Genomic DNA, 22,169 nt, shown 5'->3' with positions numbered 1-22,169 from the left:
TTTTGTCTTGACGACATGAAAGCATTTTTGATTCTGTGTGGGCTATTTTGGTGGAAAGGAACGGTCGGTTGCGCCCAAAGCATTGCCGTCCAGGCTCCTGTGGATTCTGTGGTCAAACCAACGCGGCATCCGGTTCGGTGGACGCTCAACCTTGATTTTCGAAATTCATTTATCAACCGGCAACCGGTTAACGTCTGGGGTGTCAACACGGGAATCGTGTTTGGTGAGAAACGACACCAAGTGACGGTGGGTTATTACTGGCTGTCTTACAATTCCTATTTGCGGCTGATCAACTGGCACCGCAATGCCGCCAGACGGCTGAATATCGAGTATTACACCAAAACCGATATGGCCTACGGCAGTCTGATGTTTTGGGGCAACCCCATCAACAACCGCCGGTGGCTCTTCAGTATTCCCGTCGAGATTGGTGCCGGAAAAGCATCTGTCGTTCGACAGGACACCCAGACGGATACGCTAAGGGGCAACTCTCGCCGGGACTTTTTTATGCCCGTTCAAATCGGGGTGTATGGGCAGTGGAAGGCGTCGCGCTGGATTGGTCTGAGCGCCCAGCTTGGCTATCGTTACTCGGTTTTTCAGACCAACGTCAGCCAGCATTACAACGGTACCTACTACAGCGTCGGCACGACCTTGTATCCAGAATTTTTTAAAGACATCTGGGGCTTCATCCGCTACCGAAAATGGGAAAACAAACCGTTTTTCAGCGCCCCAGCCACGCTTTAAAATCCGTGATCCGGTCGCCACTGACAAACACCTCCTGCCGCGCTTTCGGCTCCAGTTCCAGCTTCAGTTTGCCCCCGGAATAAGCGTGAATGGTGCGAATAGCGGGTAAACTGACCAGAAAGGAACGGTTTATGCGAAAAAACTGCCGGGGGTCCAGCAGGCTTACCAGTTTGTCGAGGCTGTACTCAAGCGCGAAATTCTGGCCGTCGCGGGTGGCCAGAAAAGTGGCTTTGGCTTCAAAAAAGAAGTAGGCAATGGTGGCGGTTTCAATGCTCCGGATTTTCGTGCCGACCGTAATCATAAACCGCTCTTTGTAGGCCGTCGGGCGGGCCTGTCCCAGCAGGTTCAGCACCGCCGAAAAGTCGGGCAAGGGCGGAGCCGGTTCCGAAAACGCCCATCGGAACGCTTTGTACTTTTCGATGGCGGCCACCAGTTCGTCGTAGTCGATGGGTTTGAGCAGGTAATCGATGCTGTTGGCCTTGAAAGCCTGGAGCGTATATTCATCGTAGGCCGTCGTAAAAACAATCGGCGTGGTGAGTTTCACCTGCTCGATAATGCGAAATCCCAGATCGTCTTCCAGGTGAATGTCCATAAAAACCAGATCCAGATCCGGCATCGGATGGGCTTCAAACCAGCGAACGGTTTCGGCAACCGACGGAATTTGGGCCAGCACCTGAATCGTCGGGTCATAGGTGTGCAGCAGATTCTCCAGCCGCTGAGCGGTCAGTTTTTCGTCTTCGATAATCAGCACGTTCATGGTAACAAGGGAATTTTAACGACAAACTGATCGTCCTGCTCACCCACCCAAACCGGCCGGTCGGTCAGCAGCGCATACCGGTTCATGATATTCTGAAGGCCCACGCCCGTCGAGCTATCGTTCTGCGGACGAAGCTGCAACGGATTGGCGACGACCAAATAATCGCCTTCCGTATAAATCGACACCAACAGCGGTTTTTGCGCCGACATCTGGTTGTGTTTCACCGCGTTCTCGATCAGCAATTGCAGGGTCAGGGGTGCAATGGCATACCGGTTTGCGTCGGTTTCCGAAACGGTTATGGCCACCTGAAGCTTTTCATCGAAGCGGATTTTGAGCAAGAATGTGTAAGCATCGATGAAATCCAGTTCGGTTTGTAACCGGGTCCGCTCGTTGTCGCGCTGCTCCAGAATATACCGGTAGGCTTTGGAAAGGCGGTTGATAAACTGCACCGAAAGCTTCGCATCGACTTCGACCAGCGATGATAAAATACTGAGGCTGTTGAAGAGAAAATGAGGATTTACCTGATTTTTGAGGGCCATAAACTGGGCCTGCGCAGACTCTTTCTCCAGCCGTTCAGTCTGTATTTCCAGTTCGAGCATCCGGGCACCGGAGCGACGGTTGGCCGCCAGATAGAAGGCCGACAACATCGCCATGACCGTAATGCCGTTGTTCATTTTCTGCCGCTGGTTCCGGTTTCCGGCCCAACCACTCCGGTAGGCCTGATCAATGGGCGGGCGGTGTCCGGCGGGCGGAAACTGCAGGTTGAGCGACTCGGCCATCCCCGCCCGAATCTGGTTGAAACCACCATTGAACACCACCGCTAATGCACTGGCAACGAGCAGGATGCCGATCTGAACGGGAAGTTTCATTTCCACCAGCGCCCGGGACCCAAACCAGTGTAACACCCGTTGTTGCAGCCAGTCGGTAACCAGAAGCCAGCAAAAGAAAAAGAAGATCGTCAGCGGTATTTCGAGCGCCCAGAAAGGCAGCGAACTCACCAGAAACGCCCCACTGATCTGATCGATGTTCATATAAAGACGAATCGGCCAGTAGATGACGAAGATGCTCAGGGCGAGTTGCGCCTTCTGCCAGATCGTTAGGTGGTCGGAACCCGGTGCCTTCATGCGAAACAAAATCAGGAACCAAAGGTGATGTATTTTTCAATGGTTTTTTCCTGAATGGCAAAAGGTTTTTCAACGGTCGTTTTACCCGTTACAATGCTCAGGCTGTAGGCTCCGCTCGCCAGACCCGAGATGTCGAAGTTTTGACGAAGCCCTTTCTGCAAATCGACGGTTTTCCGATACAGCACATGGCCGTTCTGATCGCGCATCAGGATGGTGGCCGCTTCGGATTTGGGTTCAATGAACAGCTTGATTTTCTGATCGGTGGCCGTCAGGAAAATGCTTTCGGGCGATGAAGCCAGGGGCGAAACAGACGACGTTTGGGCGAACGATGCGGTTCCGGCTACCAGACCCAGCATCAACAGGATTGTTTTTTTCATGATTGTGTTCCGATTCTTCGGCGATTTAAACGGGATTGTTTTCAGGACTTACGTCTGATAATTCTTTAGGACTCTCGCTTTTGCCCCTAAATCCCCTAAAGGACGGTCGGCCGCTGCCGGATTTATAGCATCCGGATTAAGCCGCGTCCAAGTCCCCTTTAGGGGATTTAGGGGCAACTATTTCTGTTTGCTTGAAACAAAGTTGCACCCGGCAGCCGACCCTGGAAAATAAAAGAGGATGAGTGACGAAAACCGGCGGTTGAATTGGCCTATTCGGGGGAAGAATCCGGCGTCAATCTGGGAAAAGTGAAAATAATTAACTTCTTGAGGAACAGCCCGACTGCGGCCTTTAAAATCACTGTGCAGGAAATAACACTTCGCTTAATCGATTAAAAAAGACAAATCCCCGGCAAATACCGGGGATTGTGCAAAATAAAACCAATTATTACAAACTATCTAAAGCGCATGGCGCTTTAAAGCGTCCAAGTTAGACCCGTTTTAAATAGCCATCATCTTTTAATCGCCGAATGCCCCAATTTCATAGATGAATGCCCCGTTCGGCCGGTTGAATCTGTGCGGTAATTGATGTTTTTTTTCGTACCGCTTGACATTATAAAATCATTTTTGCTGTTTTGCAGTGTATTAGATACTTAGTACACTAAAACGATGATCGAACTCAAAAACCTGACGTTTGGCTACAAGCCGAAAAAACCGCTGTTTCGGGACTTGAATCTGTCGCTGCAGCCGGGCAGCATTTACGGGTTGCTGGGTAAAAACGGCGCGGGCAAGTCGAGTCTGCTGCGGCTGATGGGCGGACTGCTCTACCCCACGGCGGGCAGCGTCGACGTGGCCGGATTTACGCCCCGCAAACGGGAACCGGCGTTTTTCCAGGAACTGTACTTTATTCCGGAAGAAATCTACCTGCCGTCGGTTTCGCTCAACCGCTACATCGACACGATGGGGCCGTTTTATCCGAAATTCGATGAAGGTCAGTTTCGGAAATACCTTTCGGAGTTCGACGTGCCGCCGGATCAGAAGCTCACGGCGATGTCGTATGGGCAGAAGAAGAAAGTCATCATCAGTTTTGGACTGGCCACCAACACCCGGGTGCTGATCATGGACGAACCGACCAATGGCCTCGATATTCCGTCGAAAAGCCAGTTTCGGAAAATTGTCTCTTCGGCACTTGCTCCCGACCGGCTGATGCTCATTTCGACCCACCAGGTCCGGGATCTGGATCACCTCATCGACGGCATCATCATCATCGACGAAAACGAAATCCTGCTGAATCATTCCCTGGCCGACATCGGCGACCGGCTGTTATTCAGTTCGTTAAGCAGCGTGACCGGAACCGACCGGGTGTTATACGCCGAACCGTCGTTGCGCGGGTATTCGGTGGTGCTGGAAAACACGGAGCAGGAAGACAGCAAAGTCGATCTGGAGCGGCTTTTCAACGCCGTTGTCACCAACCGGTCGGGTATTAAAAATCTTTTCCAATAACCGCTATGCGCTTCATCCCCATCCTCCAAATCCTGCTGGCTGCACTCCTTTCGGGCCTCCCCGCCCCCCTGCTGTCCCTTGTCTCCTGTCTCACCTCTCTTGTCTAACGATATGAACCAAACGTTCAATTTTTACCGCTTCGGACTGGTGCTGAAACTGCATTTGTCCGAACATCTCAAAAGCTATTTACTGGGAATCGGTGTTCTGGCCGGTGTCTGGTTACTCATGCTGTTGCCGGATACCACCCGGCTTTCCGTTTTCCACGAATCGATTTACCGGAAACATGGAATATTTTTTGGCTTTATTTTTTGCGGAGCCGGTGCGTGGTTTGCCAGTGAAGCTTTTCGGATGGTCAGCACGCCCGTCCGCGGCATTCTTTTTTTAACCATACCCGCTTCCCAACTTGAAAAATATTTAGCCGTTTTCCTGATGCTGCTGTTGTTTGTACCGGTTTTCCTGGGCGTTTTTTACACCATCGAAGGCATTACATTTTCAATCATTAATGCGCGTCTGCCCGTGGGAAGTCCCCGGTATGAATTACTCGATTTAACCAGCGAATACATGGATCCGGAAATGCGTTATCTTACTTTTATCACGCCTTCTTTTTTCCTGATTGGATCTATTTATTTTTCCAAAGTACCTTTCGTCAAAACTGCCGTTATTGCGTTTGTCCTGTATTTTATAACCGCCTTGTTTCTGAACGAATTCATTGTCCGGCAGTTGTTTCCACCCCGCGAGCACTACGGTCTTACGTTGTTTCAGGAAGTGAATTTTATACAAAACCGCCGGTGGTACAGGGTCGAACTGGCCGGTCAATCCCAGGTAATCGTCAATACCCTCCTGGTCTTGATCATTCCTTTCCTATGGTTCATTGCTTACGTACGTTTCAAAGAGAAAGAACTCTGATATGGATTTTCAGGATAAAAAAGCCATTTACCTCCAAATCGCCGACTACGTTTGTGAGAAGATTCTCCTGGCCCAATGGCCACCGGGCGAGCGAATTCCCTCCGTCCGGGATCTGGGTTCCGAACTGGAAGTCAACCCGAATACGGTGATGCGGACCTACGATTTTCTGCAGCAGAAAGACATCATTTACAACAAACGCGGCATCGGTTTTTTTGCCGCCGACGAAGCGGCAGAACGCATCAAGTCTTACCGAAAAGAACAATTTCTGGAAACCGAAATACCGTACTTTTTCCGCAACCTTTACCTGCTGAACATTAGCCTGGAAGAGATTGAGGAACGGTATAAAGCATTCATCGAAAGCGAATTCAACCCGAATAAAGTTGTTTAAAACCGCTATGAAAACAAGCAATAAACTCCTCATCGCACTTTTTACCATCGGTCTGCTGACGCTGATCGGCGCGAACGTAGCCCTGAAAAAAGAACACGATAAAATCGACTTCAATGACCCGTTCTATGGCCTTTCAGCGATGGAATTGAAACCGTTCCGGGTGATAAAACTGGAAGGCAACAACACGGGACTGATTAGTATCCAAACCGGAAAAACACCCGAAATTCGCCTTGAGGAAAAAACAAAAGAGTTGTTTACCTTCCGCTCTCAGGGCGATACATTGCTGGTAAGTTATAAACCGGGAACCGCCCCCTGGCAATCGCGCGCTAACCAGCATTTTGACGCGATACCCGTAGCGGTTTTTCTGACGCCGACGCTGCAAACCCTCATTACATCGAAAGTAAGTTGCAATGTAAACCAGTTGAATGTCGATAAGCTGACGATTTTGCAGGAAAATGCCGGTGTATTACTGACCAACAGCAACATTGGACAACTGACGGTACTCGACCAGACAGGCAGCGAGTTGCACACCAAACCGACCAATCGGGTTGGCACCGCCCTCATCACCTCCCGCGACAGTTCGGTGTTCAAAGCTGAGCGCGATATTTTTGGGACACTCACGCTGCAATCCGACAGTCTGGCAACCGTGAACGTGCCGGGCGGTTTGCTGAAGAAGCTTCAATAGCCTAGGGTTCCAGAACCGTCCGCTTTTCGGTGGCTGATTTTATTTTTTCTGGGGAGAAATAAACCGGGAAATACTCGTTTTTAGCCCAGATCGGAAACAGGTCCCGGTAATGCGGGCTGGCCGGGTCGCCCGACTGGCCGGGGCTGTTGATGCCCAGTGTTTTGTCCCAATCCTGCGTATCGACCAGAATCCGAAACGACGCGCCGTATTCCTGATTCATCTGATGGCCCGTGCTGTTGACGGTCTCGGCGTAACCCCCGCGCGGTGCCGGACCAATCCCGTATTCTGACGCCTGTTGCGAGGTCATCAGATTCGACAGCGGATGCCGCAGGTAACTGTGCTTATTTCCGGTTTGGCCATACCACCAGTGGGTGCGGTCGTGCCCCAGTCGCTTGGTCAGATCGGCAATCGCGTTTTCGAGGCAGGTAAGCAACACCTCATTCCGGTCACTATTTTTCAAAGGGCCTGGCTGGTCAGACCGGAGCCATTGCACCACCTTCTCCGTGGCGATGGCGGGCAAGTATTTCCAGGCTTTTTCCGGTACGGCCAATTCGTAAACCGCCCAGCGCAACTGCGTTTCCCAGGCTACGTAGACAGCCGCCGGAATAGAACCTTCATCCAGTTTGAAATCCCAGTTGAGCAATTGCTGCCGCGCCCATTCAACCGGTTCATCATCGGCTTTCAGACTTTCCAGCAAGGGCACCAGTTTCCGGGCGGTCATGGACAGATAATCAGACTGCAAGATTTTAAAATCGGCCATTGAATGCTTCGGTTTTGCCCGGATCAACTCCGTAATCCGATCCGCCCGCACCGCTGACGCCCACTCCCACCCGACCGCGTCCCGGTGCGGAAAACTTTTGGGTATCAAATTGTTATTGGCAGTTACAACAAATCCTTCGGGCGGATTCACCTTGCCCGGCAGTTGCTGAATGGGCAGAAAACCGCCCCACTCAAACCGCCCGTCGCCCGGAACCGGCACGAGGCCCGTCCAGTTTTTGCCCGCACTGGCAGATCGGATGGGTGAAATGCCGGTAGCCTGCCAGCCAATAGTTCCTTTTTGAGTGTCTGATGGCCGCGCCCCGGAATGCCGCCCAGCCCAAACCATGTTTTCGCCGGGAACGCGGCTGTAGGTGCAGGCTTGCCGAAATTCGTTCCAGTTTTTCGACTGGTTCATCCGCAAACTCGCCAGATAGGGCGCACACCCGGTTTCGAGCCAGGCCGCCCGAACGGCATATAGTTTGTGATTTTTCGCATCCTCAAACACGACCGGCCCATGCCGTGTATACTTCAATTGAACGACGACCGGTTTTTGATCTTTGACGGCAATCGTATCGGAAATCACCCGCACGGCTTCCCAGTTTCCTTTGTATTTGTATTGATTGGGGTTTTCCGGATTGGCTTCGTAGACGTATAAATCTTCCACATCGGTTTCAAAAATCGTCAGTCCCCAGGCTCCGAATTCGTTATGCCCGACCGAAACACCCGGTAACGCAGGCTCCCCGGCTCCGATCACATTCCAGCCCGGCGAATCCACGCCGGGTGCGTACAGGTGAACCCAATACCGCAGCGACGGAACCGCCTGCGCCCGGTGCGGATCGTTCGCCAGCATCGGAAAACCGCTCGCCGACCGTTGCCCGCTGACGACCCAGTTGTTGGAACCGTCGCGGGGTTTTTCATCCAAAGCCCGGTTTATTTCCGGAGTCAGCAACGCTTCTTCCTCCGTCGCGCCCAAACCGGTGTCCTTGTCAGTAAACCGGATCGGTAACCGAAACGCTTCGTACAATTCCAGAATGGGCTGAAACAGCTCCGCGCCGTTGACGTGCAGGGTTAAATCGGGTTCCCCCGCTTTGGTTACTGGGTGAAACCAGGACAACTCCCGGACTTTGTCCGGCCCCAGCAAATGGACCAATCGCCCGTAATCCAGTTCCGACCGCACGTTTTCGAGCAAACCCTGGTGGCGGCTGATGACCACTTCGGGCGTCCAGAAACCGGGTTGTGTTTTCAGCAGTTTGAACTCGACCGGCAGTTTCTCCGGTGTCTGGTTAATCTGCCGGATGTAGGCGTTGATTCCCTCGACGAAAGCGCCCACGATCTGCGGACCGTTGGGGTGATAGTGTTTCAGCTCCTGCTCCAGATTGCCCCGAAACCGGAACAACCGCGTCCCCTGGTCGCGTTTAATTTCCTTCGCTCCGAGCAATTCGGCGACGGTTCCGGTGGCTTGTCGACGCCAGATTTCAAGCTGAAAAAGCCGGTCACTGGCGGCATTGTAGCCCTGGGCAAAAAACAGATCATGCTCATTTTGGGCGTAAATGTGGGCCACGCCCCAGCGGTCGCGGAGGATTTCGACGGATTGCGTTAGCCCCGGAATCCTGAGTTTTTCCGTCGATTGGGTACAGGCCACCGGGCTGCTGAACAGGAACCATAATACCGGGAGCAAAACCGTTAATCGCATCATTTAGGTTGGGGTTGACTTCTCAAAGTACTCTATTTTTGATTTGAAAAGAACAAAAAATAAACTTTCATTTTTTATTGAAAATTCAAAAAACACAATTTACTTTTACGACATGACGTTAGACGAAGCAAAAAACCGGTTTATTCAGTCGTGGGGAACGCTGGCGACGCAGTGGGGCATTAACCGAACCATGGCGCAGATTCACGCACTGCTCATGATTTCGCCGGAACCGATCGACACTGATGCCATCATGGAAACCCTCCAGATTTCGCGCGGAAACGCCAATATGAACCTGCGCGACCTGCTGGACTGGGGCCTGATTTACAAGCAGCTTAAACTGGGCGAACGGCGGGAGTTTTTTTATGCAGAGAAAGATGTCTGGAAAATAGCCCGGCAGGTGGCCAAAGAGCGCCGTCGCCGGGAAATCACCCCGGTTATTGAGGTTCTGGAAGAGTTGAAAGTCATTGACACCGACTCGCCCGAAGCGCGTGAATTCCAGAAAGTGATTACGGATATAAGCAAGGTAGTTGGGTTTGCTGATAACACCTTGAATGCCGTCATCAAAGCCGAGGAAAATTGGTTGATGAGTCAGTTTCTAAAAGTGTTCCGATAATTTTTTTACCTTAAACTTTCATTATTTACTGAAAATACAATATGAAAAAGAAATCAAAATTATTTCTGCATGAGCCATGGTATCAAATCTGGATCTTTTTACCAATCGCGGCCTATGGCCTGGGCATGATGGAGGAGATGATCTACTATTTCCCGATTTTTCTACTTGCTTCCCAATACCTGGCCATTCGCGTTCATCCGGCTTCAGAGCATCCTGCCTGGTGGTGGGCGTGGCTTCCAGGTTCCATTCTGTCGTACGGAGTAAGTTATAAAATATTGGAAAGTGTTTTTATCCGTTTAGGGCTTCCTACAGATTACTCATATGTACAAAATGTTACGCACTTTATCCTGTCTTATTATATCAGCCAAATGCCTGCCGAGGTATTGATGGCGTTGATATTTCCACAATGGCGGATTGGGTGGTGGACCTGCGGAAATGGACTTGCGGCCATTGGCTGGATGGGACTCTTTTTAATCCTTTATTATTTCACGTCCTTTCCGTATTCCCCTGGTAACCGTTTTTCGTTCTTTTGGGGTTTTGTAGGCCCAAGCTTTATCGGCAATTGCATTACCGGTTATTTTCTCCACGCAGGTACTGAAGACTAATGGCTATTTTGCGGACTTCAAAAACGCCAGCACTTCCCGCGCAAACCCTTCCGAACCGGACGTATTGCCGTGATTGCCGGGTACGGTTTTCAGGGTCGAATTCGGCAGCAATTTCGCCAGATCACCGGCCCGGCCGTTGTCTTCATCCTGATCTCCGGATATGATCAAAACCGGGATTTTTACCTTGCTCAGTTCCACCGGACTCGTCGAAGGCTGCGTTTGCTGCTGGAAACCGAGCGCCAGCGTATCCAACCCACGGGTTTTGGCAGCATTCAAGGCACCCTGAAACTCGGGATGCAAGTGCGCTTTTCCGCTGAACAGTTCGGCAAAGGCCATACGACGCGCCCAGTTCGGATCGGTGAAATCCGCGCCCATGCCGCCCAACACTGCCGAGCGAAGGTTTTTGTCCAATACCAAAAGCCGCGCCGTAATGATCGAACCACGCGAATAACCGACGGCATCGTAGTTTTTTAGCTTCAGGAAATTCATGAGTCCCATGATGTCGCGCGCTTCGGCGTCGTTGCGGTAGGCTTCGACGGTATGCGGTTTGTCGGACATACCGTTGCCGCGCAAATCCAGTTGAACAACTTTGTAACCGGCATCCAGCAGGGCTTGTCGCAGCACGGCTTTCTGCCAGGACGTGCCGCTGCCCATAAAACCGTGTACGAGCACCACCGGTTTTCCTTCGCCAGCGACTTCATAATGAATTTTAGTGCCGTCGAATGAGGTAAACTGCGGTTCACGGGAGAGTTGTGCCAGCGAAACCAACGGCAAAGCCAGCAGAAGAATTGCGAGACGGTTTTTCACAAGATACAGGGTTCAGGCCAGTAAGATACGAATAAAACCTTTCGCAATTCGTCAGGTTATATACGAAAACCCGGCGGGAAGGTCACCCGCAGTGGCACGTAAACCAGAAACCGTATGGAACATTACAATCCGGCCGAAGACGAAAATCAGGGCGTGGCCTCAACGATGGCACGCAACAACCCCGACACAGGCGAAGAACTGGAACCGGACATCAGCCCATCCGGAACCCTCCCCAGCCCCGACCCCGATCTGGAACAAACGACCTTATACGAAGAGGAAGAAAACGGTGTTTCCAGTGAAGACTAAGTAGTTGAAATATAAAAGCGGGCTGACGCATTCAAACACGTGCCAGCCCACTTTTAACGCTATGGATTTTGTTTTCGCCCCTAAATTTCCTATTCCCACTCGATGGTGGCTGGTGGTTTGGAAGAAATGTCGTAGACGACGCGGTTGACGCCTTTGACGCGGTTGATGATTTCGTTGGAAATATCGGCCAGGAACTCATAGGGCAGGTGCGCCCAGTCGGCCGTCATGCCGTCGACGCTCGTCACGGCGCGGAGGGCAACGACGCGTTCGTAGGTTCGCTCATCTCCCATTACGCCGACGGACTGGATTGGCAGCAGAATGGCACCCGCCTGCCAAACCTGATCGTAGAGACCGTATTTCTTCAAGCCGTTGATATACAGCGCATCCACTTCCTGCAAAATCTGTACTTTTTCCGGGGTAATATCGCCCAGAATCCGAATGGCCAAACCGGGGCCGGGGAACGGATGGCGTTTCAGAATGGCATCAGGCAATCCCAGCGCCTTCCCAACCGTCCGAACCTCGTCTTTGAACAGCGTGTTCAGCGGTTCCACAATTTTCAGCTTCATGAACGCGGGCAAACCGCCGACGTTGTGGTGCGATTTGATGGTAGCTGACGGCCCTTTCACTGAAACCGACTCGATGACATCGGGATAAATCGTACCCTGACCCAGCCAGTCCACGTCTTCGATCAGATGTGATTCCTGATCGAACACCTCGATGAATGTCCGGCCAATGGCCTTGCGTTTGGCTTCGGGATCGGTCAGACCGGCGAGGGCCGAATAAAACTGATCTTTGGAATCGACGCCTTTGATATTGAGACCCAAATGGCGGTAAGAGTCCAGAACCTGCTCAAATTCGTCTTTCCGCAACAAACCGTTGTCGACAAAAATACAGTAGAGATTCTGGCCAATGGCGCGGTGCACGAGCGTGGCCGCTACCGACGAATCGACGCCCCCCGAAAGGGCCATGACCACCTTGTCGCTGCCAATTTTTTCTTTGAGTTCGGCAATGGTAGATTCCACGAACGACTCGGCGGTCCAGTCCTGCGAGCAGCCGCAGATATCGACTACGAAATTTTTCAGGACGGTTTTTCCCTGCGTGGAGTGCGTAACTTCCGGGTGAAACTGAATGCCGTAGGTTGGTTCATTCGGAATCTGGAAAGCCGCCACGCGAACTGTTTCGGTCGAGGCAATGATCTCGAAATTCTCCGGCACGGAGGTGATGGTATCAGCGTGCGACATCCACACCTGGGTGTTCACGTCCAGCCCTTTCAACAGCGGATTTTCGGTATTCAGCGTGCTCAGTTTGGCCCGGCCATATTCCCGGATGGTCGACGGTTTGACCTCTCCCCCGCTCGTATGCGCCATGAGCTGAGCGCCATAACACACGCCCAGAATGGGCAATTTGTGCCGAAAAGCGGCCAGATGAACCATGGGCGCGTCGGCATCCCGAACAGAACACGGGCTACCGGACAGGATAACGCCCTTGACATCAGGGCTAATCGGGGGGATGTGATTGTAGGGATGGATTTCGCAGTAAACGTTGAGTTCGCGCACCCGGCGGGCGATGAGTTGGGTGTATTGCGAACCGAAATCGAGAATCAGTATTTGTTCGGTTGTCATGATACGTTTCTAAAAACCAAAATTAGGGTGTTTTTGGGAAACTGACAACTTTAACGATTGAATCCCGCATTTTGTGCATTAACAAGGGCCGCAACCGCCCGAAAACCGTTGCGGCCCCTTCCCGTTTTAGCGGTTTAGCAAGATCTTCTTCACGGCTTTGCGGCTCCCCACCTGCGCGGAAACCACCACCGCCTGAACCACCGATTCCGGTACGTCGACAACCTCTTCGTGGTAGTTTCCGGTCCCGGTTACCGCCTGTTGCCAGAGGAGACGGCCCGACAGATCGGTCATCCGGAAGGTCGCCACCTGTTTTTCCGGAACAAACAGCCGGATGTGCAGCCGACCCGCCGACGGATTGGGATACACCAAAACCGCCAGGGATTCGTCAACAGTTTCGGCACTCAAACGCGCGGAGTTCGTACAGGTCATGTTTTTGGGGCCACCCGGAAGGAAATAATTCGTTCCCACTACCCGAACCTTGATCGCTTGGTTCTGGCCATTTAAAAGGCTGCTGGGTGGTAAAAAATTAAAACCGTGCTCGCCGTTGCCCTTCCTGGCATCCTTGAGATCTTGCCGGAAATGCGTGGCCGTAACCGTACCGACGACGACATTATTAGCCAGAAACTCCACCGTGATTGGGGCATTGGGATAATCCTTGTGAAAAACCCACCCCCAGATGTTGTCGCAACGAACTCCATCCAGATTCCCGCCGTAGTTGGACCCCGGCGGATTGGTGGTCGTAACCGTCTGCGTCGGAGGGGGCGTCACCACCGGCGGGTCGGTCGGGGGCGGATTGTCAACCGGCGGATTGGGCGGGGGAGTTCCCGTACTGGCACAGGTCAGGTTTTTGGGGCCACCCGGCAGGAAATAATTCGTCCCTACTACCCGAGCCTTAATGACCTGATTCTGTCCGGTTCTGAGGCTGGCAGGAGGCAAAAAATTGAAACCGTGTTCCCCGTTGCCCTTGTTCGCATTCTTGAGATCCTGCCGGAAATGAGCTGCCGTAACCGTACCAACAATTGCATTGTTCGCCAGAAACTCCACTATAATCGGTGCGTTGGGATAGTCTTTGTTGTAAACCCACCCCCACATGTTGTCACAACTGGCACCGTCCAAACTCCCGCCGTAATTGGTTCCCGCCGGATTGGTAGCGACTGCGGTCTGGGTTGGGGGTGGTGTTACCACTACCGGGTCGGTCGGGGGCGGATTTTCAACCGGCGGGGTGGTCCCGGCCGAAGCCTCGATCGTTACTTTGTGGAAGGTGAAGGCGCGCATGCCACGGCTGTTTTTCAGGAAAGGTCCCCCAAACGGCGTTTTAAAATGATTGGGGAGGTAGGTAATGCCTGTTGCCGAAATCGGCTTGGTAAGCTTCAGCGTGATCCGGTTTCCTTCCGCCGTTCCACTTTCGATCACCCGTTCCTGCTGCACGTTGGCGTAATCGAAATAAATAAAATCCCGGATGTCCTGCGTAACGCCATTTACGACCGTATCCTGCTTCCATACCATATTTTGCCCGGCCTCAAACTCCAGGACGACCTCCTTCTTCTCGGCGGTTTTGTAATACGCTTTCCGAATGGACGGCGACGCAATGCCGTTGAGATCGGACGAATTATACACATCGCGGGCAATCAGGCGGAACACTTCGCTGGCAAACTGGTACTGGCCCTCCGGTCCGTAGTGAACCCCGCCGTAGGCTGGCAATCCCACCGTGGCAATGGCTTCCGTTCGGGGGAAAAGCTGGGGTGTTCTTCGCTGGAAATCCCGCAATTGAGAAGCCCCTTTATTCGCATCGGGCAGCAGGTTATTCTGAACCACGTAGAATTTCCCGACGTTTGGATAATCCGTTTGCCAGTAGCCAAACAGGGTTTGAATGTCCTGCTCGTAGCCACTAGCCGAACCGCCCCCGGCTTCGTTTTCGCCCTGTCGCCAGATGAATGCTTTCACCTTGTTGGCAACGCCCGCTTTTTGGGCCCAGTAGAGCAATCGTCCATACAAGGTTTTTGGATCGGCCGGATTGGCTGCGTTGCGGGCGATGTGGCTTTTGATCGAGGTGCCGCCCACCGATCCGTTGATCAGGCAGGTTGGCATGCCGTGTTTTTCCAGAATAAGCCGCTGGATTTCGGTTGCAATCAGCCCCACCTGCCCTTCCTGAATGTTGGATAATCGCCAGACGGTGTCGGGTACCGCACCCGCGCTATTCCCGAATGCCCGGACGAAATTGTTGCGGTAACTGTAGTTGTTGGGGTAAAAACCGGTGAGGTTCGACTGGCCCATGCACAGAATCACATCGCCACACACGATGTTGTCGCGGGTGTCGACCAACACCGAATCAGATCCCGCAACGGCATAGACCACGAATTTATACTGGTGCAAGCCTGCTTCAATCGTCGGCGTCAACTGGAAGTGGGATTCATTCCCGGTTTTGGAAACCGCCGTCCGCAGGTATTTCCATTTGGTGTTGTTTTTAAAAACCCAGACCGACGCGTGAGAGTAGCTTATTGATTGCAGTCGTCCGGCAATGGGAACCTCCGCTTTGTTCTGATCATCACGGGGATATAGTTGCAAGGCTGCGGGCCACTTCTGCCAAACGATACCAACCTGAGCAATTGAAAAAAAAGGAGAAAAAATGAGTAATAACCAAGAACAAACAATAGAGTATTTTTTCATGGACACACGTTTACAAGTTACGTGCGTAAGTTTCATTTTATCTCTATGTTAATCAATCAATTACGCTCAAAATGTTACTTAATTTATTTTTCGGTAACAACGTTGGTCTGCCGCTAAAGCCGGGTAATTTTCTACGGATAAAGTAAGTACTTTTTACGCATTTCCTTGTACTGACTCAAACCCGGCTCCCAGGTTTTCCGGATGGCCTGTTCCGACAACCCCATTTTCAGTTGCAGAGGCAACTGGTCGTTGCCATACAGCTTGTGGATGTAATTTGTTGCCAGGAAAAACTTGTCCTTATCGACGGCTTTTTTGTAGAAGTCGATCACGTATTTGAGCGTTAGCCCCTGCCGGGTCGCATCGATCCCCGACAAATCCATCCCGTAGCAAAGCTGGCCTTCCTGGGGTGGGTTCATGGCACCCGGTTTGTCGACCGGTGTAAACTGGTAGGACCCGTACTTCGGGTTTTTAGGACCACCAATCACCTGAAACTGTTTGTCGGTTCCGCGCCCCACGCTGACCACCGTTCCTTCGAACAGGCAGAGCGTCGGATACAGCAGAATGGATTGCTGATTCGGCAAATTCGGTGAAGGGGCCACCGGCAGCGTATACGGAAGCTGGTGCGTGTAGTTTTTTACGGGAACCACCGTCAGCGGGCACAGCAGATCAACCGAGGCCGTATCCGGCCGTTTCAGCCACTTTTCCCCGTTGATCATCCGGGCCAATTCGCCCACCGTCAGGCCGTGGAGGATGGGAACCGGGTGCATCCCTACGAACGACCGAAACCGGGGATCGAGAATCGGGCCGTCGACATAGCTGCCATTCGGGTTCGGGCGGTCCAGCACGATGAACGATTTTTTGTTTTCAGCACAGGCTTCCATCGCGTAGTGCATCGTGCTGATGTAGGTGTAAAACCGCGTTCCCACATCCTGAATATCGAAAATGAGCACGTCCAGCGAGTCGAGTTGGGCGGGCGTTGGTTTGCGATTGGCCCCGTATAAGGAGATGATCGGTACGCCACTGCGCGGATCGCGGCCGTTGGCGACGTGTTCGCCGTCGGTGGCCTGGCCACGAAAACCGTGTTCGGGCGCAAAAATGGTTTTAATGGTAACCCCCTTTGCCAAGAGGCTATCGACGAGGTGCGTTTTGCCAATGACGGAGGTATGGTTGACGATCAGTCCCACCCGTTTGCCGAGCAACGACGGCAGGTAGAGGTTCATTTGTTCGGCTCCGGTGCGGATGGTTTCCGCCGTTGCAACGGTAGCCGGCTTCTTGCCGGATTGGGCCGTGCAGCCCCCCGATGTTCCCAAAAAACCGGCCAAACAGGCTATGAAGAGTACTTTAACGGATGAAGTCATGTTTCGTCTGATCATTTATACTGCAAATCTGTTACATTTATGTGGTATTTTATAGAAAACCGTCTCCAGGTTTGTCGTTTTTCGATGATTCTATCCTGCCAAACCCTGAAATTCTTCTCTGGTTCTTCTATTGTCCAACGCAAAAGCTCCTGCCATTCATACCCTTCTCTGCTTAAATGCAAACCCGTTAGTGGACCGTTACTAATTTTCGTTGATTCGTATATCCGTTTGGGCAATAGGTACTGATCTTCTCCTGCATGAACCGTTCACGAATTAATTCAAATAATTGCTTGCTCAGTATTATGGTTTTTTGTTCATTTATCCGGTATATAAAGAATTCGTTCAAATAAATGGCTTTGTCCATTAGAATTTATAATTCATGTGGATAGCTGAGAAATTGTATAAAACCGAGTAATAAGTATTAACCTAGTTAAACTTTATTCGATTTTAAAACGACTCTTTACCGACCATTAAAAGACTGCTAAAAGTAAGGGTAAAGACTGGCAGCTCCATTTATTTACAGTTATATGAGAAGAATATCTACCCTGATCGGTATCCTGATATGTTTATCCCTGTGGGCCTGCACTTCGTTCCGGCCGGTTAAAGTAATTGATCAAAAGCTTCTGGGGGTGCTTCCGCTCTATGAAGGCAAAGTTACGTATGTGGATGTACAGAACCTTAAAGGAGTTTCGGATGTCGCTATGTTTCGGCAGGCCCGGCGATGGGTCGCTTTTCACGTCCGCAACCCAAAGGATGCTTTAGAAATCGGTGACTTTGATACGAAAGATATTATTGGATCGGGAGGAATAGACAATATGGTTATAACCGGCAAAAAAGGAAGCTTCCAATATTACGCACCAGAAGTATCGTACACGGTTACCATTGAATGTTATCCAAGCATGTACCGAATCACCTATTCCAGCTTTTACTTGTATGGAAACGGGATGGAAAAAGGTAAACTACCCACAGATGAACGGCGCTATGCCATCGAATCCGGAACCTGGGCGACCGACGAAAATGCCAAGCAACATTTCATTCAAATTGATGAGCATGTCAAACGGATGGGAGCATCCTTGCACGATTTCATAGTGGAAAATACGGCAACTATTGAATAAAGAAGACAAGTGATATTTAGAAATTATTTTTCATGGAGTCCAAAAAAGGAATAGGTTTCACTTTACAAGATTATGAAGACGCATTTGACGAGAAAATGATGCCTCGTGGTGGGCGGTTTGATATAGATACTCTGGAAATTGAGGATCAAGTGTTGTTCCACAGGTTCAAATCCAATGCGCAAAACTTTATTGATCAGGTAAAGACCAGACCTGAAGGAGTAATAGAGGGTATGCCTCATGTCCACTTTGATTTCATTAATAATCCCAACTTCAATGCTACGGCCTTTATTCATAAAGGCAAAGAGTTTATTGGCTTCAATTACGGACTCATTCTGATGGTGTATGAGATTTTTAACAGAATATTATCAAGTCCGAAGATATTCCCTGATTTGGGAAATGTTGAATTAGAGCATGAGCATGAGAAATTACCTGTATTAACTCCAAATTTTGAGGTTGTTAGGGATCAATATGAAGAAAAGAAGTATTCCCCATACGTTTATCCAGTTGACGAAACCCGAAGCTATTATGCAAATGATTTGGCAGATTTAGCGCTGAATTTCTTGCTGCTGCACGAAATAGCCCATTTAAGGTATGGCCATCTGAGTTACGTAAATCACAAAATGGGAATGGACTTTATTATGGAGTTCGATGGGGAGATTGAAAGAAAAATTAACCCGCTTACCAATAAGTTACTGGAATGGAATGCGGACAACTGGGCTAATGAAACGGAAGCAGGTATAGTTTATGAGTGCTTTCAGCGTAATATGTTCCAATCAGACATTCTAAACAAATCTACCGGTTCATTGGATCAAGCTATTCATGCCTGGTTGTTTACTGTTTCTGTTTTACATCGATTATCAGCAGGTGTCAGGAGATTAGGCAATCTTGGTCCGCCCGAGCATTACCCGTCTCCACTGGAAAGACACTTAACTTCAATAATAATGAGTGAAGTGGGTATCAGAATGAGTAAGCCAAATTACGGTGATGAGGTTTCTTTGAACGATTTATTCACATTAAACAACCTTGCAGTAAATAGCTCTGAAAAAGGACTGGAATTGATTTTTGAACATGACCAATTTTTGGATGATCTAATTGAAGCAATTATGGATGCTAATAAACAGGAAAGTGATTTTTTTGAGCTTTTTAAAAAGGATTTTCGTGAAAAGATAAGACCAGAACTGGTTAGCTTCGCCAGGGCAAACGATTTGGATAAGTCCGAAGGCAGATAATTACCAAATAAAAGCATAGGTATTGAACAACTCACGCATAGCTTCAAAAAACAGATTGTCTGCGACACGATATACACCGATGGTGGTATATGTCGAAGTGCTATTACACGAGTAATTGATGCTGAAGATCGTTAAATAGGTTATCACCCTTGCAAGAATTACTATAGATAAAATTCAACATTTAATCATTAAAATAAAATATTTTGATTCATGAAACTTGATATCTTTAATATCCTGAGTTATGGTGTAATTGGGCTTGGTTTTTTATTAGCTTTCTTTGCATTTAGACTTTTAAACAGAGAACAAGGGAAAGCTAAACCGCAAAAAACAATAATAGATTCCATCCATCGCTTTATGATATTCTCTGCTTTCTTAACTATAGTTGGATTAGTGAGCCAAATATTTAAATATAATAATATAACTGATGTTCCTACAGTTACAAAAGAGAATATAAGTGAGGATAAAGATTATTATTTCCTGGGGACTTGGCAAGGAGAAGGGTATGATACTGTTAATGAATCCGCTATCGACACAATCGACGAAAAATATGCTTATAAATTTATCGATCTCACTTTTAAAGTTAGTGATCAAAAGGAAATTTTAATGTCTGGCCAGTATCAACCCTATCCTAAAACACCTGCAACTGAAAAAGTTCCAATTAGAAATATAGAAGGCAAATGCTTTAAAGATGGAGACTTCTTAAAAATAATTTATACAGTTTCTAGTGATAAATATCCAAATGGAAGGAGTTTTGGGGTATTTCTAATTAGATTTTTCCCAAACGGTTTAAAGGGTCGAGGGTATTTCATCTCAAAAAGTATTTTAGATGGCGAATTTGTCACCGGATCTTTAAAGTTATGGAAAAGGGAAGAAAATAACTTGAGCCAATAGGTTAGATTTTAAAATCAAAATGTATACGTTATTGTTCTCTATTTAGCTCTTTCTTTTTCCAATGACCCTTCAACACCTTACTGCCGCCATGAATGACTGTGAACTGGGAAATATTCACTTCAATCTAAATAATCGGATCTCGTTTCTATACGCCAACAAATGGTACCCTTTGCGAGCAGTCCTGATTGCAGCAAGCAAAAGAGCACAAGGCAAAAAAGAGCTGACCACTGATGAAGCGCGTAAAGCATTACTTGGCATCTTACCCCAAAGTCAAATTGATGTAGTTAATTACAGCAAACATCTCCCAGTACCAAAGTAACCTTACTACACCTGTTCTACCTCCTTCACCCTATCTTCCCAAATCGACACCATCGCTTCCCCCTGAATCCCCCGGTCCACCTCGACGGCATACCGCTGGGTAGTCAGGATAGAACGTAGCTGAACCAGTTCTGTAATTCCGAAATTGATTGGCTTCCCAACTCCCGGCGAACGAGCAAAATTCCTCAATTGGCTGATTAGGTTGTCCCGCTCGGATCCATTACATTTATTATTTTATAGAAAACCGTCTCCAGGTTCGCCGTTTTTCGGTTAATAGAGGAGTCCATTTGCCAAAACGGTCCCCTGATCCTTAAAATCTTTTCGCTTGAACGTTCCGTTTTTTATTGCCCGGCGCATTCGCCATACGCCCACAACGAGTTTTTCGGCCACCGTTACCAAAGTTGGTATTGCCAGCATTGCCATCGGGCTAGCCAGCATCATCGTAGCCTTTGCGGTTTTGTTTGGCTACAAATACGGGATTCAGCAGAAGATTTTTGTGTTCGGTTCGCACATTACCGTCTCGAAATTCTCTCTGAATAATTCGTACGAAGAAACGCCCCTGCCGCTCAAGACGCCCCTCTACCAGCAGGCCAAAGACATCGATGGCATCCGCCACATTCAGGCCGTGGCCACCAAAGCCGGGATGCTGAAAACCGCCGACGAACTTTCAGGGGCGGTTTTGAAAGGCGTTGGCCGGGAATACGACTGGAGTTTGTTTCAGAGTTCGCTGGTGGCGGGTCGATTGCCCCGGTTTTTCAACGACAGTGCGCAGTGTAATCCGAATTATTCCTGCCAGATCCTGATCAGCCAACGGATTTCGGACCGGCTTCAGCTCGGCGTCGGCAAGGAAGTCATCATGTATTTTATCGGTAACACGCTGCGTCCCCGGAAACTGCAGGTGACGGGCATTTACGACACGGGCCTGGAAGAAGGCGATAATGTGATGATTGTCGGCGACCTGCGCCTGATTCAGCAACTCAACAACTGGGGAGCCGATTCGGTGGGCGGGTATGAAATCTTCGTCAAAGATTTCAAAAACATCGATGAAACCTACCGGCGGGTTCGCGATGCGGCTTCGCCCGACATGCGCCCGATGCGCGTCACGGACACCTACAAACCGCTGTTCGACTGGATGATGCTCCTCGATCAGAATACCAGCATTTTTCTGGTGTTGATTCTCTTCGTAGCCGGGTTCAACATGGTCGCCATTCTGCTGGTGCTGATGATGGAACGTACGCCCATGATCGGCCTGATGAAAGCCTTTGGCAGTCAGAATTCCCTGATTCGGCGGGTCTTTTTCTACGTAGGGCTGAATATGGTCATCAAAGGCCTGGTTATTGGCAACCTGCTCGGCATTGGAATCTGCGCGCTTCAGTATTATTTCAAACTGATCCCGCTCGACCCCAAAAACTACTACATGGACACGGTGCCGATTGCCTGGAATTTTTCGGTGATCGCCCTGGTGAACCTCGCCACCATCACCCTCATTGCCCTTGTGATGTGGCTTCCCACACTGGTGGCTACGCGCATTCAGCCGATCAAGGCGTTGGTGTTCAAAAAATAGAATCTAAGGATTACATCCCAGCGCTACAAGATGATTCATCCCTACGGGATTATTCTATGGGATTGATTGCCTATGATTCGGCGGGTTAAAACCCACCGCTACAAGATGATTCATCCCTACGGGATTTAACGCTTCGCGGATGAT

22 protein-coding genes are annotated in these 22,169 nt (G+C 49.9%); 13 read left to right on the top strand and 9 right to left on the bottom strand.

Going from position 1 to position 22,169, the window contains the following annotated elements; genetic code table 11:
* The first annotated feature begins 15 nt into the window (after positions 1–15).
* Positions 16–741: a hypothetical protein gene (locus tag ACO064_RS27360; protein WP_421830370.1), complete on the top strand. Its 726-nt coding sequence runs from the start codon at positions 16–18 to the stop codon at positions 739–741.
* Here ACO064_RS27360 and ACO064_RS27355 read toward each other — a convergent pair.
* Genes ACO064_RS27355 through ACO064_RS27345 form a run of 3 tightly spaced genes read right to left on the bottom strand, consistent with a single transcriptional unit; the run spans position 719 to position 2,999 of the window.
* Positions 719–1,498: a LytR/AlgR family response regulator transcription factor gene (locus ACO064_RS27355; RefSeq protein ID WP_421830369.1), complete on the bottom strand. Its 780-nt coding sequence runs from the start codon at positions 1,496–1,498 to the stop codon at positions 719–721. The genes ACO064_RS27360 and ACO064_RS27355 overlap by 23 nt on opposite strands.
* On the bottom strand, positions 1,495–2,622 hold the full coding sequence (locus ACO064_RS27350) for a sensor histidine kinase (RefSeq protein WP_421830368.1): 1,128 nt from the start codon (positions 2,620–2,622) through the stop codon (positions 1,495–1,497). Before ACO064_RS27350 ends, ACO064_RS27355 begins: the two co-directional genes overlap by 4 nt.
* Before the next feature lie 11 nt (positions 2,623–2,633).
* Positions 2,634–2,999, bottom strand: coding sequence for a T9SS C-terminal target domain-containing protein (locus ACO064_RS27345; RefSeq protein WP_421830367.1), 366 nt, complete (start codon positions 2,997–2,999; stop codon positions 2,634–2,636).
* Between the two features lie 666 nt (positions 3,000–3,665).
* Here ACO064_RS27345 and ACO064_RS27340 point away from each other — a divergent pair.
* The 4 genes from ACO064_RS27340 (at position 3,666) to ACO064_RS27325 (ending at position 6,478) form a co-directional block, all read left to right on the top strand.
* On the top strand, positions 3,666–4,499 hold the full coding sequence (locus tag ACO064_RS27340) for an ATP-binding cassette domain-containing protein (RefSeq protein ID WP_421830366.1): 834 nt from the start codon (positions 3,666–3,668) through the stop codon (positions 4,497–4,499).
* Positions 4,500–4,610: 111 nt separating this feature from the next.
* Positions 4,611–5,405 carry a hypothetical protein gene (locus tag ACO064_RS27335; protein WP_421830365.1) on the top strand — a complete coding sequence of 265 codons (795 nt, stop codon included), beginning with the start codon at positions 4,611–4,613 and terminating at the stop codon, positions 5,403–5,405.
* A 1-nt stretch (position 5,406) separates the two neighbouring features.
* Positions 5,407–5,793, top strand: coding sequence for a GntR family transcriptional regulator (locus tag ACO064_RS27330; RefSeq protein ID WP_421830364.1), 387 nt, complete (start codon positions 5,407–5,409; stop codon positions 5,791–5,793).
* A 7-nt stretch (positions 5,794–5,800) separates the two neighbouring features.
* A complete protein-coding gene (locus tag ACO064_RS27325) occupies positions 5,801–6,478 on the top strand; it encodes a hypothetical protein (protein ID WP_421830363.1) in 678 nt (225 codons plus the stop codon).
* Between the two features lies 1 nt (position 6,479).
* Here the strand turns inward: ACO064_RS27325 and ACO064_RS27320 are convergent, their stop codons facing one another.
* A complete protein-coding gene (locus tag ACO064_RS27320) occupies positions 6,480–8,930 on the bottom strand; it encodes a penicillin acylase family protein (RefSeq protein WP_421831072.1) in 2,451 nt (816 codons plus the stop codon).
* Between the two features lie 112 nt (positions 8,931–9,042).
* Between ACO064_RS27320 and ACO064_RS27315 the strand changes: the two genes are divergently transcribed.
* Together ACO064_RS27315 and ACO064_RS27310 are read left to right on the top strand one after the other, a co-directional pair.
* Positions 9,043–9,543, top strand: a complete 501-nt coding sequence (locus ACO064_RS27315) for a GbsR/MarR family transcriptional regulator (RefSeq protein ID WP_421830362.1) — start codon at positions 9,043–9,045, stop codon at positions 9,541–9,543.
* 41 nt (positions 9,544–9,584) lie between these two features.
* Positions 9,585–10,148, top strand: a complete 564-nt coding sequence (locus ACO064_RS27310; RefSeq protein ID WP_421830361.1) for a hypothetical protein — start codon at positions 9,585–9,587, stop codon at positions 10,146–10,148.
* Positions 10,149–10,151: 3 nt separating this feature from the next.
* Here ACO064_RS27310 and ACO064_RS27305 read toward each other — a convergent pair whose 3' ends face one another.
* Entirely contained in the window at positions 10,152–10,955 is an 804-nt protein-coding gene (locus ACO064_RS27305) for an alpha/beta fold hydrolase (RefSeq protein WP_421830360.1), read from the bottom strand.
* A gap of 114 nt (positions 10,956–11,069) precedes the next feature.
* Between ACO064_RS27305 and ACO064_RS27300 the strand changes: the two genes are divergently transcribed.
* On the top strand, positions 11,070–11,261 hold the full coding sequence (locus ACO064_RS27300; RefSeq protein ID WP_421830359.1) for a hypothetical protein: 192 nt from the start codon (positions 11,070–11,072) through the stop codon (positions 11,259–11,261).
* A gap of 89 nt (positions 11,262–11,350) precedes the next feature.
* Here the strand turns inward: ACO064_RS27300 and guaA are convergent, their stop codons facing one another.
* From guaA to ACO064_RS27285, 3 genes are all read right to left on the bottom strand, one after another.
* The gene (guaA, locus tag ACO064_RS27295) at positions 11,351–12,883 is read right to left on the bottom strand and encodes a glutamine-hydrolyzing GMP synthase (RefSeq protein WP_421830358.1); all 1,533 of its coding nucleotides are present in this window, start codon (positions 12,881–12,883) and stop codon (positions 11,351–11,353) included.
* Positions 12,884–13,009: 126 nt separating this feature from the next.
* On the bottom strand, positions 13,010–15,448 hold the full coding sequence (locus ACO064_RS27290) for a sialate O-acetylesterase (RefSeq protein WP_421830357.1): 2,439 nt from the start codon (positions 15,446–15,448) through the stop codon (positions 13,010–13,012).
* Between the two features lie 233 nt (positions 15,449–15,681).
* Complete coding sequence (locus tag ACO064_RS27285) at positions 15,682–16,908, bottom strand: exo-beta-N-acetylmuramidase NamZ family protein (protein ID WP_421830356.1); 1,227 nt, start codon at positions 16,906–16,908, stop codon at positions 15,682–15,684.
* A 527-nt stretch (positions 16,909–17,435) separates the two neighbouring features.
* Here ACO064_RS27285 and ACO064_RS27280 point away from each other — a divergent pair.
* From ACO064_RS27280 to ACO064_RS27265, 4 genes are all read left to right on the top strand, one after another.
* Entirely contained in the window at positions 17,436–18,023 is a 588-nt protein-coding gene (locus ACO064_RS27280) for a DUF4468 domain-containing protein (RefSeq protein ID WP_421830355.1), read from the top strand.
* 32 nt (positions 18,024–18,055) lie between these two features.
* Positions 18,056–19,252, top strand: coding sequence for a hypothetical protein (locus ACO064_RS27275; RefSeq protein WP_421830354.1), 1,197 nt, complete (start codon positions 18,056–18,058; stop codon positions 19,250–19,252).
* 210 nt (positions 19,253–19,462) lie between these two features.
* Positions 19,463–20,143 (top strand): hypothetical protein, encoded by a 681-nt coding sequence (locus ACO064_RS27270; protein WP_421830353.1) that lies wholly within the window; start codon positions 19,463–19,465, stop codon positions 20,141–20,143.
* Between the two features lie 61 nt (positions 20,144–20,204).
* Positions 20,205–20,462 (top strand): hypothetical protein, encoded by a 258-nt coding sequence (locus tag ACO064_RS27265; RefSeq protein ID WP_421830352.1) that lies wholly within the window; start codon positions 20,205–20,207, stop codon positions 20,460–20,462.
* 5 nt (positions 20,463–20,467) lie between these two features.
* On the opposite strand, the gene ACO064_RS27260 is transcribed toward ACO064_RS27265, so the two are convergent.
* A complete protein-coding gene (locus ACO064_RS27260; protein ID WP_421830351.1) occupies positions 20,468–20,650 on the bottom strand; it encodes a hypothetical protein in 183 nt (60 codons plus the stop codon).
* Between the two features lie 136 nt (positions 20,651–20,786).
* Here ACO064_RS27260 and ACO064_RS27255 point away from each other — a divergent pair, with 136 nt between their 5' ends.
* Positions 20,787–22,025, top strand: coding sequence for an ABC transporter permease (locus ACO064_RS27255; protein ID WP_421830350.1), 1,239 nt, complete (start codon positions 20,787–20,789; stop codon positions 22,023–22,025).
* Positions 22,026–22,169 lie beyond the last annotated feature (144 nt).

The sequence above is a fragment of the Larkinella sp. genome (genome assembly GCF_965227735.1).
Classification (GTDB): domain Bacteria; phylum Bacteroidota; class Bacteroidia; order Cytophagales; family Spirosomataceae; genus Larkinella.
Note: the sequence above shows the minus strand (reverse complement) of the source record. Positions and strands in the feature narration are given on the sequence as shown.